Raw genomic sequence first — 15103 nt, forward strand, 5'->3', positions numbered from 1 at the left:
ACGAGGCGGCGGCCGGCGACGGAAGGCGCTAGACCCGGACATGCCGCACGAACTCGATCTGATCCTCACGATCACGGGCGGGCTCACCGGAGCCCTGGCGCTCGGCTTCGTCACCCAGCGCCTGAGGCTGTCCCCCATCGTGGGCTACCTGCTGGCCGGCATCCTCGTCGGCCCCTTCACCCCGGGGTTCGTGGCGGACAAGCGGCTCGCGGACCAGCTCGCGGAGATCGGGGTCATCCTGCTGATGTTCGGGGTCGGCATGCAGTTCCACGTCCGCGAGCTGCTGGCCGTGCGCAAGGTCGCCGTGCCCGGCGCCCTCATCCAGATCGCGGTCGCCACGGCGCTCGGCGCCCTGATCGGCCGCGCCGCGGGCTGGACGTGGGGCGCGGCGGTCGTCTTCGGCGTCGCCATCTCGGTGGCGAGCACCGTCGTGCTCACGCGGGTCCTCAGCGACAACGACGTCCTGCACACCCCCGCTGGCCACCTTGCCATCGGCTGGCTCGTGCTCGAGGACGTCTTCACCGTGCTGGTGCTCGTGCTGCTCCCCGCCGTGATGGGCGAAGCCGCGGGCGCGGGCGCGGCGGGCGTCGCCATGTCCGTGGGGATCGCGGTCCTCAAGCTCTCCGGGCTCGTGGCGTTCGTCTTCATCGTCGGACGGCGCTTCATCCCCGCGCTGCTGGGGTACGTGGCGAAGACCGGCTCGCGGGAGCTCTTCACGCTGACGGTGCTCGTCGTCGCGCTCGGCGTCGCCGTGGGCTCGGCCATGCTCTTCGGATCGTCGATGGCGCTCGGCGCCTTCCTCGGCGGCCTCGTCGTCGGCCAGTCCGACTTCAGCTCGCGCGCCGCATCGGAGGCGCTCCCGATGCGCGACGCGTTCGCCGTGCTTTTCTTCGTCTCGGTGGGGATGCACCTCGACCCGGCGCAGCTCGCCGTGGGCTGGCAGCTGGCCGCGGGGACGCTCGCGGTGGTGCTGATCGGCAAGCCGCTCGCAGCGCTCGCGGTGACGGTGCTGCTCCGCCGCCCCCTCCAGACCGCCTTCGCCGTGGCCCTCTCGCTCGCGCAGATCGGGGAGTTCTCGTTCATCCTCGCGGCGCTCGGCAAGAAGCTCGGCGTCCTGCCGGTCGAGGCCGAGCAGGCGCTCGTCGTCGCCGCCATCGTGTCGATCACGCTGAACCCGGTGCTCTTCGGCGTCCGCGATCGCCTCGCGCGATGGACGTCCGCGCTCTTCCAGCGGCGCGACGCCGCCCTCGCGGAGGCCGAGGCCGCTTCGCTGGACGAGCACGCCCACCGCACCGTCGTGGTGGGCTACGGCCCTGTCGGGAAGACGCTGACGCGGCTGCTCCGTGAGAACGGCATCGCGCCGACCGTCGTCGAGCTGAACCTCGACACGGTGAAGCAGCTGCAGGACCAGGGCATCCGCGCGATCTACGGCGACGCCACGCAGCGGGAAATCCTCGAGCGGGCCGGGGTCGGGACGGCGGACAGCCTGCTGTTCACGGCGGCCGGCGCGCCCGGGGACGGGGTGATCGAGCAGGCGAAGGGCGTGAACCCGCGGCTGTTCGTCCTCGCCCGCGCCTTCTACCTGCGCGAGGTGACCGCGCTGAAGAAGGCGGGCGCGGACGTCGTGGTGACCGGCGAGGCGGAGGTCGCGTTCTCGATGACCGAGCGCCTCCTCGTGCGGCTGGGCGCGACGTCCGAGCAGCTCGAACGCGAGCGCGATCGCGTCCGGAGCGAGCTCTTCGGCAGCGGCTCACCAGGGCCTCGCCCCGCGGTGCACGACGCCTGACCCCGCGGCGGGCATGCGCCGCGCCCCGCGGCGGGCATGCGCCGCGCCCCGCGGCCCCGGCGCTCCCGAGCGGGGCACGGATTCACTTCGACTTGCCGAGCCAGCTCACCCCGCCCACGACCAGCGTGAGCCCGACGACCTGCTGCCACGTGGCCGGCTCGCCCAGGATGACCCACGAGAAAGCGATCGTGAGCACCGGGCCCAGCGTCGAGAACGTCGCCGCGCGGCCCGCGCCGAGACGCCGGATGGCGGCGGCGAGCAGCACGATCGGGAGCACCGTGCTGATCGTCGCCATCGCCGCCGCGTACCCCCACACCGACGCCGGGAGCTCGCCCAGCCTGACCGGGCTCCCCGTCGCCGCGTAGTGCGCGAGCACCATCAGGCACGAGGCCGCCCCGCAGTACGCGGCGAGGCGCGTCGAGCCGACCCTGGAGGCGAGCTTGCCGACGCCGATGTAGTAGAGCGCGTAGGTCACCGAGCTCGCGAACACCCACGCTCCGCCGATGGCGACGGCCCGCACGTCCCCGGATTGCTCGAGATCATGCCAGACGGCCGCCCCAAGCCCGAGATAACACACGGCGAGCGCTCCCCAGGCCTTGCCGTGCACTGGCTGCTTCAGCCACACCGCGCCGATCAGGAGGACGAGCGTCGGATACACGAACAGGATCAGACGCTCGAGGCCGGTGCTGATGTACGTGAGCCCGATGAAGTCGAACAGGCTGGAGAGGTAATATCCTAGGAACCCGACGATCAGCACACCTCCCCAGAGGCGAGGCGTCAGGGGCCCTTCGGCGGCGCCGCGCTCCCTCCGGGCGAGCCACAGGAAGAACGGCAGCGCGATGCCCATCCGCAGCGCGAGCAGCGTCACCGCGTCGACGGGGTGCGCGGCGTAGGCGAGCTTCACGAAGATCGCCTTGAGCGCGAACGTCGCCGCCGAGAGGACGGCGAACGTCCGGCCGTCGTCGAGGAGGCCGGTCCGGATCTCGCCCGTCAACGCGCCCACGCTCTCATGAGGGGACATCCCATCTGCTTCTCTGCTCTTCACCAGGCTCGCTCCGCCAGGGGACCGGACATCGTCGCCGACAGCCCGCCTCCGGGCCGGCGCGCTCCTCCGCGGGAGGCGCGCCGGCATTGCGCGCAGAAGCGCGCGTTTGCCACCGCACGAGACTGCCTCGGGGTGAGGCGGGCACATTCCACGTAGAGGACGATCTCCTGCTTGGGTAGCGGTCTCGACCTCTCGGGCGCCGGCCTCTCGGGACGCCAGATCGCGCCGCGCTCCCCGGGAGCCTTGGGCTAAGCTCCCGTCTCCCATGACGTCTCCTGCTGGCCCAGGCACCGCCGCGCGCGCTCACGGCGGCGGCGCGCTCGCCTCGTCCGGCGCGCCGCCCGTGCCACCCGTGAAGCGGCCGCGCGCGCCGATCGCGCAGGAGCCCTCCGGCGTCCACCAGCTCGGCGGCTCGTTCCTCCAGATCGCCGCCACGGTGGGCGGCATGGCCGTGCTCGCGGGCAAGATCGCGGCGCGCGTGGCCACGCTCCGCGTCGACGGCGCCGAGTTCATGCGCAACCTCTACCGGATGGGCGTCAAGTCGATGCCCATCGTCGTCGTGACCGCCCTCTTCACCGGCGCGATCATGGTCATCCAGGCGGCGCCGCTGGTCGAGCGCTTCGGCGCGCACGGCCTGCTCGGCTGGGGCGCCGGCTTCGGCACGCTCCGCGAGATCGCCCCGCTGCTCACGGCGCTCATGATCAACGGCCGCGTCGGCGCCAACAACACCGCCGAGCTCGGCACCATGGTCGTCACCGAGCAGATCGACGCCCTCCGCGTCCTCGCGATCGACCCGGTGAGCTTCCTCATCGCCCCGCGCTTCCTCGCGATGGTGCTGACGCTGCTCCTCTCGGTGATCTTCGCCGACGCGCTCGCCCTGCTCGGCGCCGCGCTGACCGGCGACCTCCTCCTCGGCGTCGCCCCGGCCGTCTTCTACAACGGCCTCACGAGCGGGCTGCTCGACATCGGCGACGTCATGAGCGGCCTCGTCAAGAGCGTCGTCTTCGGCGTCGTGCTCGCGCTCTCGAGCTGCCAGTACGGCCTCGGCGTGACCGGCGGCGCGCCCGGCGTGGGCCGCGCCGTCAACGCGACCGTCGTCGCCTCGGCCGCCGGCATCTTCATCCTCGACTACTTCGTCTCGTTCACGCTCGACTGATCGGCGGCGCCCGCATGCCCTCCCCGGACAAGAGCTCCTCCGACCGCCCGAGCGCCGGTCCGCCCTCGAGCGAGCTCAGGGATCTCGCGCCGGAGGCGTCCGGCGTCGCCGCGATCGGCGCCGCCGCGCTGTCCCTCTTCCAGTCGGCGCGCGAGCTCTACTCGGTATTTGTAAGGACGCTTTACTACTGCGCGAAGGGGCGCCGCGAGCCGGGCGCGGTGCTCCAACAGATGTACGAGATCGGCAACAAATCGCTGTTCTTCCTGACGGTCGTGATGGGCTTCATCGGGATGATCATGGTCTTCCAGGCCGGCCAGCAGGCGAAGCGGGTCATCCCGGATCTGACGATGCTCGGCGCGACGTACCTCGAGCTGCTCGTCCGCGACCTCGCCGCGTCGATCGCCGCGCTGATGCTCGCCACGCGCGTCGGCGCGGGCATCGCCGCCGAGATCGGCTCGATGGTGGTGACCGAGCAGGTCGACGCGCTCCGCATGTGCGCGGCCGATCCGATCGACTACCTCATCAAGCCGCGGTTCATCGCGAGCCTCCTCATGACGACGTGCCTCATCGTCTGGAGCGCCGCGGTCTCCTTCACCACCGGGATGGTCACCGCGTACAGCATGTTCGATGTCAGCCCCGAGACGTTCATGAACGTCAGCCTCGTCGACGCCGGTGATCTCGCGACCGGCCTCGCGAAGTGCGTGGCCTACGGCGCCGCGATCCCGGTGGTCTCCGGCCACTCCGGGCTGTCGACGTTCGGCGGCAGCGAGGGCGTGGGCTGGGCGACGACGCGCGCGGTCGTGAACTCCTCGCTCGCGGTCATCGTGCTCAACATGCTGATCTCGGCGGCCGCTTTCCTGATCTTCCGCTAGGCGGGCGTCCCCGCCGCGCCGCGCCGGCGCCTCACTCGATCGGCCCCTCGGCGCTGCCGGTGATGAACTGCTGCACGACCGGATCCGGCGAGCCCTGGAACGCCGCGCGATCCCCGAGCAGGCGCACCAGACCTTGATAGAGCATGACGACGCGGTCGGCGATCGTGAAGATGCTCACGAGGTCGTGGCTCACGACGATGCTCGTCACGCCGAGCGTGTCGCTGAGCTCGCGGATCAGCTTGTCGACGCGCCGCGCGCTCACCGGGTCGAGGCTCGTGGTCGGCTCGTCGAAGAGCACGTAGCGCGGGTCGAGCGTGAGCGCGCGGGCGATGGCGACGCGCTTGCGCATCCCGTCGCCGAGCTCCGGCGGGAAGCGGTCCCCGAACTCGCGCATATGCACCTGCTCGAGCCGCTTCCGCGCCTCCGCGAGCGCCTCCTTCGGCCTGAGCCCCTTGTGCTTGCGGAGCGGGAGCGCGACGTTCTCGGCGCACGTCATCGAGTCGAACAGCGTCGAGTGCTGGAACACCATCGCGCACTTCATCCTCACCGGGTACATCCGGGCCTCGTCGAAGCGGCTCACCTCCTCTCCGTCCAGCCAGATCTCCCCGCCGTCCGGATAGAGCAACCCCACGAGGTGCTTGATGAGCACGCTCTTCCCGACCCCCGACTGCCCGATGATGAAGAACACCTCGCCGTCCTCGACGTCGAACGAGACATCCTTGAGGACATCTTTGGGGCCAAAGGATTTTCGGACATTTCTGAACGAAATCATCGCGGTCTGGGGATAGTGGATAGAGGAGAGAAGCGGAGAAAAGCGAGGAGAGACGAGGCGAAGCGAGACGAGACGAGACGAGGAGAAGCGAAGAAACGAGCAGAACGAAGAGAAGCGCGGTTGCGTCAAAGCAATGGCTGCGCGAAGCGTCACGCCGCCCGCTGGAATATCGCGCTGCGGCAGGTGGATCCTGGCCTATTTCCCTCCCCCGGCCGCCGCCAGATCGGAGAAGATAACGAACTCATGGCAAGCCCGCGATCGATCGAGGTCAAGGTCGGGATCCTCATCCTGACGGCGCTCGGGCTCCTCGCCACGTTCATCCTCGTGATGGGCGGGGTCAACTTCCAGCCGAAGTACTCGATCTACGTCGAGTTCGACAACCCGGGCGGCCTCCAGACCGGGGCGCCGGTGAAGATCGCCGGCGTGGAGATCGGCAAGCTGAGCGAGATCCACTTCAGCGGCGGCAAGCTCGGCAAGGACGGCAAGCGCGAGCCGCTCGTGCGGATCCAGCTGCGCCTCGAGGAACGCTACCAGCAGAGCATCCACGACAACGCCACGTTCTACGTCACCACGCAGGGCGTGCTCGGCGAGCAGTTCCTCGCGATCGAGCCCGGCTCGACCGATCGGCCGGTGATCCCGCCGAACGCCGTCGTCCGGGGGCTCGATCCGCCGCGCCTCGACATGCTGCTCGCCGAGGGATACGAGCTCCTGCACGCGACGGTCTCGGCGATGCGCGAGCACCGCGAAGAGGTCGGGGAGGCGTTCGACGGGCTCCGGAAGACGCTGAAGGGCACCGGCGACTTCATGCACCGAAACCAGGATCGGCTCGATCGCATCGCCGAGAACGTCGAGCAGATGAGCGTCGACGGCACCGATCTCGTGAAGGACGCCCGGCAGCGGTACGTGAACAACCCGCAGATCGACCGCATCCTCGCGAACACCGATCAGCTGACCGGGACGGCCGCGCGCGATCTGCCGCCGCTCATGGCGGACGCGCGCGAGACGCTGGCGAACGCGCGCCGCCTCTCGACGACCGTGGGCGGCGAGACCGAGCAGGTCAAGATCAGGAAGACGCTCGACGACATCGCCGAGATCGCGGGCAGGGCGAGGGCTGCGACGGCCGACGCCCAGGAGGTCCTCGCCCACGTGAAGCGCGGCAAGGGGACGGTCGGCGCGCTCGTGATGGATGAGCAGCTGTTCGACGACCTGCAGGAGCTCGCGCGAGACCTCAAGCACAACCCCTGGAAGTTCTTCTGGCGCGAGTGAGCGGCGCCGCGCGCGTCCTGCGAGGGCGCGCGACCGCGCCCGGCGCGCCGGGCCGATGACCCGGGCGTGAGCGCGATGTACGTCCGTGGGCCGTCGGTTCCCCGTCGGCCCTGACGGCCGCTCAGGCCAGCTTGACCAGCGGGGCGCCTTCCGTGACGGCGGCCCCCTCGGTGACGAGGATCTCCTCGACCGTCCCCGCTTCCTCAGCCTCGACGGGCATCTCCATCTTCATGGACTCGAGGATGACGACGACGGTCCCCTCTTCGACCTCGTCGCCCGGCTTGACCTCGATCTTCCAGACCGTACCGGTGATGTGCGCCTTGATGACGTTCGCCATGGGCGCGCGACGCTACCGGAGAGCCACCGAGAATCCAACGGGGCCGTGGTGAGCGACGATGCCCGCCATCGGGCGGCCCCTTCTTCCATCATGCCCTGGGCGCCCTCCGCGACGGACCAGTTCGTCCGGCGACGGCGCAGGCGCGCGCTGACAACCGGGGGGAACGGAGGTGAACCAAGGAGGACCAAGGGGAACCGAGGGCACGCGAGCTGACCGAGGTGACCTCGGTGACCGAGGTGAACACGTGGAGGTGAGGTGGAAGGGACGGAGCGCAACGATTTCCGCTGGTACCTGCGGTGCACCACGGCGATACTCTGGCTGGCGGCTCCACGGCGCCTCGACATCACGAGGGTCGTGGCGTTCGCGAATAATTGCGTCAAAGCCGCTCTGCGGGTCAGAATCGTCCTGCTCGGTGGCCCTCCGAGGGCGACCTGCAGGTCCCCGCACCGCCCCTTGGTAGCCCAACCGCACGCGCTCGATCGAAGGAGCCACGAGGTCATGTCGGAACAGAAGGAAAGCTCGGTCCTGTTCTCGCTCAAGGAGCTGATGAACCTCGAGGAGGATCGCATCAAGAGCGAAGAGGCCCAGAAGGCCGCCGCCGCCGCCGCCGCCGAGAAGGCGCGCGTCGAGGCCGAGCGCGCCGCGCGCGATGCCGAGGAGCAGCGCATCCGCACCGAGGAGGAGCGCCGTCGCAACGAGGAGCGCCGGTCCCGCGAGGAGGCGGCGCGGCTCGAGGCGATCCGGCAGGCCGAGATCGAGAAGGCGCGCGTAGAGGCCGAGCAGAAGGCGCGGCTCGAGGCGATGGCCGCGCAGCAGCACCACGAGCGCTCGCTCGCGGCGCTGCAGCAGGACGAGTCGAAGAAGAAGCTGCGCAAGCTCCTCATCGGCGGCGCCATCGCGAGCGTGCTGGTGATCGGCATCGTCACGGTCGTCGCCGTCGACTCGGCGCAGAAGAACGAGGCGCGCATCCAGGCCGAGGCCGCGAGGGCCCGCGAGCTCGAGGAGGCGAACAAGCGCCTCGAGGCGCAGTTCAAGGAGTCCGAGGGCAAGATGGCCGGGCTGCGCGATCAGCTCGCGACCGCCAAGGACGAGGCGACGCGCCTTGCCCTGCAGAAGCAGCTCGAGGCCGAGCAGCAGAAGCAGGAGCAGCTGCGCCGCGGCGGCGGCGGACGCCCGGCGGCGGGCGGCGCGCCGGCGAGCGGCGGCGGCGCCAAGGCGCCCTGCAACTGTGCCCCTGGCGATCCGCTCTGCAGCTGCCTCTGACGCGGAACGGGGTCCCCTGAATGGCTAACCACAGCTCCGTCAGGCAGAGAACGAGCCTCGGCGGCGGCTCGCTCGACGAGGCGCGCCGCAGGCTCGTCTTCCCGCTCGACTACGCGAACCTCGACGAGGCCAGGGCGGCGGCGACCCGCATCGCCCCCTCGATCGGCGTGCTCAAGGTCGGCCTGGAGCTGTTCGTTCGCGAGGGGCCGAGGGCGGTCGAGATCGGCAAGTCGCTCGGGCTCGATGTCTTCCTCGATCTGAAGCTGCACGACATCCCCGAGACGGTGGCGCGGGCCGTGGCGAGCGCCGCCGCGCTCGGGGTCCGGTACCTGACGGTGCACGCCGCCGGCGGCGCCGAGATGCTGAGGCGCGCGGCCCACGAGGCGGCGCGCTCCCAGGACATGATCCTGCTCGCCGTCACCGTGCTCACGTCGCTCGACGACGGCGATCTCGCCGCGCAGGGCGTGCAGGGGAGCGCGTCCGAGCACGTGGTCCGGCTGGCGCAGCTCGCGCGCGGCGCCGGCGTCCACGGGTTCGTCGCCTCGCCGCACGAGGTCCCCGCGCTGCGGGAGGCGCTCGGGCGGGGCGAGCTCATCGTGACGCCGGGCATCCGCCTCGGTCCAGGCGCAGGCAGCACACAAGGCGATGATCAGAAGCGAATCGCCACGCCCTCGGCCGCGATCTCGGCCGGCGCAGATCTCCTCGTGGTCGGCCGGCCGATCCGCGACGCGGCCGATCCGCTCGCCACTGCGCGCTCGATCGTCCAGGAGATCGCGCACACGCTCCACCCTCCGCGCCCGTGAGCCGCCTCGTCTACGGTCTCCAGCCGGTTCGTGAGGCGATCCGCGCGCACGGAGCGCGCGTCGGATGGGTCCTCGTCCAGCGCGACGGCGGCCCGAAGCTCGACGCGCTCGCGCGCCTCGCGGAGGGCCAGGGCATCCCGACCGAGCGCGCGCCCCGCAACGAGCTCGATCGCCGCAGCGCCGGCGGGCGCCACCAGGGGGCCGTGGCCTCGGCGCCCGAGCTCCAGATCGTCGGTGTCGACGAGATCCCGGTCGTCGAGGAGGGCCAGCCCGGCGCCGGCACGATCACGGTGGCGCTCGACGGCGTCATGGACCCGCAGAACTTCGGCGCGGTGATCCGCAGCGCCGTCGCCCTGGGCGCCCGGGCCATCCTGTGGCCCGAGCACAGCTCGGCGCCGCTCACCCCGGCGACCTTCCGTGCGTCCGCGGGCGCGATCGAGCACGCGAGGCTGTGCCGCGTCCCCTCCTTGCCCGACGCCCTGGAGGCGCTCGCCGCCCGAGGCGTCGCCGCGATAGCGCTCGACGCCCAGGGTCCGGTGGAGCTCGGCGAGCTGCCCCTGACCGGCCCTGTCGCGATCGTCATCGGCGCCGAGGACAAGGGCACGCGCCGCTCGGTACGCCGCGTCTGCCAGCACGTCGCCCGGCTCCCCATGACCGGCCCCATCGCCTCGCTGAACGCCTCGGTCGCAGGGGCGATCGCGCTCTACGAAGTCGTCCGGCAGCGCCGCGCGTCGAGCGCGTAGCCGGACAGCGCGCTCGGCCTCTCGCGGCGCGCCTCCAGGTCCCGGTCACCAGCGCGCTCGCGCGCCGCGACGTGGCCTGGCAGCACCACCGCGCGTCGAGCGCGAGCTCATCCGAGAGCTGGCCTGGACGGCCCTCGATCGATGCGTCCGGAGCCGGCGTGATCGCGCGCCGCGAGGTCGCCGGGCGGCGCCGCAGGCCGACTCCTTACATCAACAAAATTGACAATAAATTCGAATGGATACAACCAGAACCTGAAGCGAAGTCGAGCACCTCGTCGAACGCTGAACAGGCTCACAGCAAGACGACCGATTCGATCCATTCAATGGATCGACCTAAAGAATCCACAGCCCCCTCGAAAAGCTCAATCGCTACGAAGAGATACCCCTGTGGACTCACCCTTCTCTGCGCGCTTATCCGGAATGGCTCGAGGGATGGTTCAAGAATCGACGGGTTCCCGGTAAGCGACGGGATCGGCTCAGCTTCCGGCTCGAAGCGATCGCAGGCGGGAGAGCACGCGGGCCACGCGGCGCGTGGCCTCGATGAGGTCGGCCTCGGCCGTGTCCTCGCCGATCGAGAAGCGCACGGCGGACGCCGCGCGCTCTGGCCCGAGCATCGCCGTGAGGACCGGGGAAGGCTCGGCGGTCCCGGCGCTGCAGGCCGATCCGCTGGACACGGCGACGCCCTCCAGGTCGAGCGCGGCGCAGAGCTCGTCGCCGCGCCAGCCGGGCCAGGAGAGGTTCGTGATGTGGGGGGCGCGATCGCCGTCCCCGTTGCGGATCGGCGCGGCGCCGGCCGCGCGCCCGATCTCGACGAGCTCGGCCTCGAGGCGATCGCGGAGCGGGGCGAGCGCCGCGTAGCGGGCAGGACCGCCGATCGCGCGCCGGGCGGCCACGGCGAAGCCGGCCGCGGCGAGCGGGTCCTGCGTCCCGGGCCGCAGCCCGCGCTCCTGGGCGCCTCCGAGCAGGACGGGCCGGAGCCGGATGCCCGGCCGGACGGCGAGGGCACCGATCCCCTTCGGCCCGCGGATCTTGTGGGCCGCGATCGACGCGAGATCCGCCCCGGCCCACGCCTCCGGCGGGAGGCGTCCCACCGCCTGGACGGCGTCCACATGGAGGCGCGCCCCGCGGGCGTGGACGATCGCCGCCGCCTCGGCGATCGGCTGGACGACCCCCGTCTCGTGGTTCACCGCCTGGAGGCTCACGAGCCGCACGGGCGCGACGGCCGCCGCTCGATCCACGGCGGCCGCGATCGCCTCCGGCGCGACGCGGCCGGACGGCTCGGGATCGATCCACGCGACGTGCACGCCGCGGCCGGCGAGCGCCTCGGCGGCGCGGGTCACCGACGGGTGCTCGATCCGCGAGACGACGAGCGCCCCGGATCGCTCGTCGAACGCGTGGCAGAGCGCGAGGTTGTTGGCCTCGGTGCCGCCCGAGGTGAGGATCACGTCGCGCGCGTCGAAGCCCGTCAGCCGGGCGACCGCCTCCCGCGCCTGCTCGATGAACGCGCGCGCCCGACGCCCGGGTCCGTGGACGCTCGCAGGGTTGGCCCAGGCCACCTCCGCCGCGGACTGCATCGCCGCCAGGACCTCGGGGTGCGGCGGCGTCGTGGCGTTCCAGTCGAGGTAGATGGCGCGAGCGGCCGGGTGCATCAGATGGACGATGAGGGATCGGTGGGAGGCGACGAGGGCGGGCCGAGCCGACCGGGGGAGCTGCCATCGTCCTGGAAGGGCGCTCGCCGGGCGACCGTCAGGTAGAACGCGGCCCCGGTCAGCGTCTCCCCCTCGATGATCTCGTTGCTGGGAGACGCGACGCGCACGTCGCCGCCGAGCCCCCGGGCGGTGCGCCGCGCGATCGCGAGCCCGACGCCGACGCCGCCGTAGGCGCGCGTGGCCGAGCCGTCGACCTGATAGAACGGCTCGAAGATGCGCGACTGGCGGTCCGCCTTGACCCCAGGCCCGGTGTCGGCGACGCAGAGCTCGTAGTGCCCCGACTGGAGCACGGTGACCCGCACGCCCGCGGTGCCGCCGGCCGGCGTGAACTTCGCCGCGTTCTCGAACAGCTGGATCATCGCCCGTTGCAGGCGGCCTGCGTCGCCCCACGCGGGAAGCGGGCCGCGCGGCAGCTCCTCGACGAGCTGGACCTTCCCCTCGGCGAAGCGGTCGGCGACCTGGGCGAGGGCGCGCCGCGTGGTGTCGAGGAAGTCGTACTCGGAGTGCATGAAGCGCATCCGGCCCGTCTCGATGCCGGTGACGTCGAGGAGGTTGTCGATGAGCGAGCGGAGCCTGCGGACGCAGTCCTCCATCGCGAGGAGCGCCTTCTTCTGCGCCTTGTTGAGCGGGCCGAGCTCCTCGTCGGCGAGCAGCTTCACGTACCCGACGATCGGGGTCATCGGGGTCGCGAGCTCGTGGGAGATGTTGCGGTAGAACTCGGTGCGCGCGGCGTCGAGCTCGCGGAGCCGGGCGTTGGCGCGCGAGAGCTCGGCCACCTTCTGCTCCAGGTGGGCGACGATGCGCTGGCTCTGCTCGCGCAGCCGGAGCGGCCCCTGGGACGCGGGGAGCTCCTCGCGCGCGCCGCTGAGGTAGCGGGCGATGATCGACGGGAAGGAGCGCGCGTCGATCGGCTTCTGGAGAAAGCCGTCACAGCCGACGGCGAGGCTCGTGTCCCGGTCGCCCTCCGCGGTGATCGCCACGATGGGGACGCCGGCGAGCGACGCCTCGCCGCGCAGGCGCAGGGTGACCTCGAATCCATCGAGGCCCGGGATGTTCAGGTCGACGAGGACGAGGTCGGGGTGCTGCGTACAGGCGAGACGTACCCCTTCGAGCCCGTCGGCGGCCTCTAGGACCTCGTAGCCCGCGTTCTGGAGCAGCTTGCGGACGAGCAGGCGGTTCGCGGGATCGTCCTCGATGTGAAGGATCTTCGACATGGGCTCTGCGTGCGCATAGTAGTCGCGATCGTGGGGGTTCAGGCACGTTCTGCGCGAACTTCCACCGCCTGGCCAGGCTGCGCGGGCGCGCGCAGCGCCGGGGTCGTCCGCTCGGAGCGCTCGTTTGCGGTGCGGGTTGCCAGGCTCGCGCCGAGCGGGTTGCCAGGCTCGCGCCGAGCTCGCGCCGAGCGGGTTGCCAGGCTCGCGCCGAGCGGGTTGCCAGGCTCGCGCCGAGCGGGTTGCCAGGCTCGCGCCGAGCGGGTTGCCAGGCTCGCGCCGAGCGGGTTGCCAGGCTCGCGCCGAGCGGGTTGACGGAGCGACAGCGTCCCTTCAATACGGGGGCCGCCATGCTCGGCCCTTCCAGGTTCCACCGCGCCGCCGTCACGACGGCGCGCTGCCTTCCCTTCCCCGGGCGCTCCCGATGACGACCGCGCACCAGCAAGAGAGCGAGGCTGCCGTCGCAGACGCCGGGGGTGGAGAGACCGCCAGCCTCCCGCTGCCGGACGCGCCGCGCAGCGCGGGCGCCCCCCCGGCGAGCGCGGGAAGAGCAGCGCGCGCGCTGCCCGCGCGCCTCGCCTATGCGCTCGCGGCCCTCAGCGGGCTCTTCTACTTCCTCGGGTTTCCTGGGATGGATCTCTGGCCGATCTCGTTCTTCGGCCTCGTCCCCCTGATCGTCGCGCTGCGCGGACAGACGCCCAGGCGCGCGGCGCTGCTCGGCTGGATCGCCGGCTTCGTCATGACGATGACCGGCTTCTACTGGCTGCTCGAGATGCTGCGCGTGTTCAGCGGATTCCCCACGATCCTCTGCGCGCTCTTCATGGCCATCCTCTGCGGCTACCAGGCCGGGAGGATCGCCCTGTGCGGCTGGCTCTACGGGCGGGCCGAGGCGCGCGGATGGCCAGGCTCGGTGGCCTTCGCGCTCGCGTTCGTGACGAGCGAGCTCGTCTTTCCGCTGCTCTTCCCCTGGTATTACGGCGCCTCGGTCCACAACGCGCCGGTGATGGGCCAGGTCGCGGATCTCGGCGGCCCCTACCTCGTCGGCCTGGTGCTGGTCGCCGCGAACCTCGCGATCGCCGAGCTCGTGATGCTCCGGCTGGATCGCGCGAGCCCCGCGCCGGGCGAAGCCGGCCGCGACGCCGGCCCGCCGCGACGCGGTCGCCCGCTGAACCGCGCGGTCGTCGCGGTGGGGATCGCCGCCCCCGCCCTCGCCGCCGTGTATGGCGTTCTCCGGATCCGCGCCGTGGACGCGGCCGTCGCCGCGGCCGAGCCGATCAAGATCGGGATCGTCCAGCCGAACCTCGCGCTCTTCGACCGGCGGAACGCGCTCAAGATCCACGTGAGCCGGACCCGGGAGCTCGCGCAGCAGGGCGCGGAGCTCGTCGTGTGGAGCGAGGCGGGCGTGCCGCAAGCGTTCCGCGAGTCGGCCTACCAGCGCGAGGTCCAGCGGTCGCTCACGGGCCGCCTCGGCGTCCCCACGGTGGTCGGCACGGTCATCCACCGGCTCCCGGCCGACCGGAACGAGCGCGGCGTGAGCTTCAACACCGCGCTCATGGCCGGCAAGGACGGCGAGATCCTCGGTCGATACGACAAGCAGTACCTGCTCGCGTTCGGCGAGTACCTCCCGTTCGGCGAGCTGGTCCCGTACCTCTACAAGCTGTCGCCGAACTCGGGCCGCTTCAGCCCCGGCACGTCGCTCGCTCCGCTCGAGTGGGACGGCCACAGGCTCGCGACGATGATCTGCTACGAGGACATCCTGCCGCACTTCGTGAACAAGCTGGTCGCCCAGGGCGACCCCGACCTCCTCGTCAACCTCACGAACGACGCCTGGTTCGGCGACTCGACGGAGCCGTGGATCCACCTCGCGCTCGCGAAGATGCGCTCGATCGAGCACCGCCGCTACCTCGTGCGCGCGACGAACAGCGGCGTCTCCGCGATCGTCGACCCGGTCGGGCGGGTCGTCGCGCACAGCGACACGTTCAAGGAGCAGTCGCTCCTCGGCGAGGCCCGGTTCATGCGCGCGCAGACCGTCTACGGGACCGTGAAGGACATCCCGTGGTACGTCGCCGCGGCCGCGAGCGCCGCCATGGCGCTGTTCACGCGGCCGAAGCGCTGGCGGCTCCGGCGCGGCGAAGGCTGA

13 protein-coding genes are annotated in these 15103 nt (G+C 71.5%); 8 read left to right on the forward strand and 5 right to left on the reverse strand.

Going from position 1 to position 15103, the window contains the following annotated elements:
* Positions 1 to 40 precede the first annotated feature (40 nt).
* Positions 41 to 1786, forward strand: a complete 1746-nt coding sequence (locus tag WME82_RS20475) for a cation:proton antiporter (RefSeq protein WP_437873079.1) — start codon at positions 41 to 43, stop codon at positions 1784 to 1786.
* An 82-nt stretch (positions 1787 to 1868) separates the two neighbouring features.
* Here the strand turns inward: WME82_RS20475 and WME82_RS20480 are convergent, their stop codons facing one another.
* Positions 1869 to 2807, reverse strand: coding sequence for a DMT family transporter (locus WME82_RS20480; protein WP_437873080.1), 939 nt, complete (start codon positions 2805 to 2807; stop codon positions 1869 to 1871).
* A gap of 289 nt (positions 2808 to 3096) precedes the next feature.
* Here WME82_RS20480 and WME82_RS20485 point away from each other — a divergent pair, with 289 nt between their 5' ends.
* Together WME82_RS20485 and WME82_RS20490 are read left to right on the forward strand one after the other, a co-directional pair.
* Positions 3097 to 3987 carry an MlaE family ABC transporter permease gene (locus WME82_RS20485; RefSeq protein ID WP_438044198.1) on the forward strand — a complete coding sequence of 297 codons (891 nt, stop codon included), beginning with the start codon at positions 3097 to 3099 and terminating at the stop codon, positions 3985 to 3987.
* Positions 3988 to 4001: 14 nt separating this feature from the next.
* Entirely contained in the window at positions 4002 to 4859 is an 858-nt protein-coding gene (locus WME82_RS20490) for an MlaE family ABC transporter permease (protein ID WP_012236326.1), read from the forward strand.
* A gap of 31 nt (positions 4860 to 4890) precedes the next feature.
* Here the strand turns inward: WME82_RS20490 and WME82_RS20495 are convergent, their stop codons facing one another.
* Positions 4891 to 5631, reverse strand: a complete 741-nt coding sequence (locus tag WME82_RS20495; RefSeq protein ID WP_437747183.1) for an ABC transporter ATP-binding protein — start codon at positions 5629 to 5631, stop codon at positions 4891 to 4893.
* 243 nt (positions 5632 to 5874) lie between these two features.
* Between WME82_RS20495 and WME82_RS20500 the strand changes: the two genes are divergently transcribed.
* Positions 5875 to 6897 (forward strand): MlaD family protein, encoded by a 1023-nt coding sequence (locus WME82_RS20500; protein WP_437747184.1) that lies wholly within the window; start codon positions 5875 to 5877, stop codon positions 6895 to 6897.
* A 121-nt stretch (positions 6898 to 7018) separates the two neighbouring features.
* Here WME82_RS20500 and WME82_RS20505 read toward each other — a convergent pair whose 3' ends face one another.
* Complete coding sequence (locus WME82_RS20505) at positions 7019 to 7234, reverse strand: acetyl-CoA carboxylase biotin carboxyl carrier protein subunit (RefSeq protein ID WP_012236329.1); 216 nt, start codon at positions 7232 to 7234, stop codon at positions 7019 to 7021.
* A 498-nt stretch (positions 7235 to 7732) separates the two neighbouring features.
* Here WME82_RS20505 and WME82_RS20510 point away from each other — a divergent pair, with 498 nt between their 5' ends.
* The 3 genes from WME82_RS20510 to WME82_RS20520 are packed head-to-tail and all read left to right on the forward strand — an operon-like array spanning position 7733 to position 10043.
* Complete coding sequence (locus tag WME82_RS20510; protein WP_012236330.1) at positions 7733 to 8497, forward strand: hypothetical protein; 765 nt, start codon at positions 7733 to 7735, stop codon at positions 8495 to 8497.
* Between the two features lie 20 nt (positions 8498 to 8517).
* Positions 8518 to 9300 carry an orotidine-5'-phosphate decarboxylase gene (gene pyrF, locus WME82_RS20515; protein WP_437747186.1) on the forward strand — a complete coding sequence of 261 codons (783 nt, stop codon included), beginning with the start codon at positions 8518 to 8520 and terminating at the stop codon, positions 9298 to 9300.
* Complete coding sequence (locus WME82_RS20520) at positions 9297 to 10043, forward strand: TrmH family RNA methyltransferase (RefSeq protein ID WP_437300742.1); 747 nt, start codon at positions 9297 to 9299, stop codon at positions 10041 to 10043. The genes pyrF and WME82_RS20520 overlap by 4 nt, the downstream gene beginning before the upstream one ends.
* A 476-nt stretch (positions 10044 to 10519) precedes the next feature.
* Here WME82_RS20520 and WME82_RS20525 read toward each other — a convergent pair whose 3' ends face one another.
* Together WME82_RS20525 and WME82_RS20530 are read right to left on the reverse strand one after the other, a co-directional pair.
* The gene (locus WME82_RS20525) at positions 10520 to 11692 is read right to left on the reverse strand and encodes a cysteine desulfurase family protein (RefSeq protein WP_437910192.1); all 1173 of its coding nucleotides are present in this window, start codon (positions 11690 to 11692) and stop codon (positions 10520 to 10522) included.
* Entirely contained in the window at positions 11692 to 12966 is a 1275-nt protein-coding gene (locus tag WME82_RS20530; RefSeq protein WP_437803314.1) for a hybrid sensor histidine kinase/response regulator, read from the reverse strand. The genes WME82_RS20525 and WME82_RS20530 overlap by 1 nt, the downstream gene beginning before the upstream one ends.
* Positions 12967 to 13387: 421 nt before the next feature.
* On the opposite strand from WME82_RS20530, the gene lnt reads away from it, so the two are divergent.
* Entirely contained in the window at positions 13388 to 15103 is a 1716-nt protein-coding gene (gene lnt / locus WME82_RS20535; RefSeq protein ID WP_438044199.1) for an apolipoprotein N-acyltransferase, read from the forward strand.

Origin of the sequence: Sorangium sp. So ce128 (genome assembly GCF_051525245.1) — a bacterium.
GTDB lineage: Bacteria > Myxococcota_A > Polyangia > Polyangiales > Polyangiaceae > Sorangium > Sorangium cellulosum_B.

Coding starts and splice junctions, on each gene's coding strand:
- WME82_RS20505 (WP_012236329.1), bottom strand. CDS start 7,234: ATGGCGAACGTCATCAAGGCGCACATCACCGGTACGGTCTGGAAGATC.
- WME82_RS20500 (WP_437747184.1), top strand. CDS start 5,875: ATGGCAAGCCCGCGATCGATCGAGGTCAAGGTCGGGATCCTCATCCTG.
- WME82_RS20525 (WP_437910192.1), bottom strand. CDS start 11,692: ATGCACCCGGCCGCTCGCGCCATCTACCTCGACTGGAACGCCACGACG.
- WME82_RS20510 (WP_012236330.1), top strand. CDS start 7,733: ATGTCGGAACAGAAGGAAAGCTCGGTCCTGTTCTCGCTCAAGGAGCTG.
- lnt (WP_438044199.1), top strand. CDS start 13,388: ATGACGACCGCGCACCAGCAAGAGAGCGAGGCTGCCGTCGCAGACGCC.
- WME82_RS20530 (WP_437803314.1), bottom strand. CDS start 12,966: ATGTCGAAGATCCTTCACATCGAGGACGATCCCGCGAACCGCCTGCTC.
- pyrF (WP_437747186.1), top strand. CDS start 8,518: ATGGCTAACCACAGCTCCGTCAGGCAGAGAACGAGCCTCGGCGGCGGC.
- WME82_RS20495 (WP_437747183.1), bottom strand. CDS start 5,631: ATGATTTCGTTCAGAAATGTCCGAAAATCCTTTGGCCCCAAAGATGTC.
- WME82_RS20485 (WP_438044198.1), top strand. CDS start 3,097: ATGACGTCTCCTGCTGGCCCAGGCACCGCCGCGCGCGCTCACGGCGGC.
- WME82_RS20480 (WP_437873080.1), bottom strand. CDS start 2,807: ATGTCCCCTCATGAGAGCGTGGGCGCGTTGACGGGCGAGATCCGGACC.
- WME82_RS20475 (WP_437873079.1), top strand. CDS start 41: ATGCCGCACGAACTCGATCTGATCCTCACGATCACGGGCGGGCTCACC.
- WME82_RS20490 (WP_012236326.1), top strand. CDS start 4,002: ATGCCCTCCCCGGACAAGAGCTCCTCCGACCGCCCGAGCGCCGGTCCG.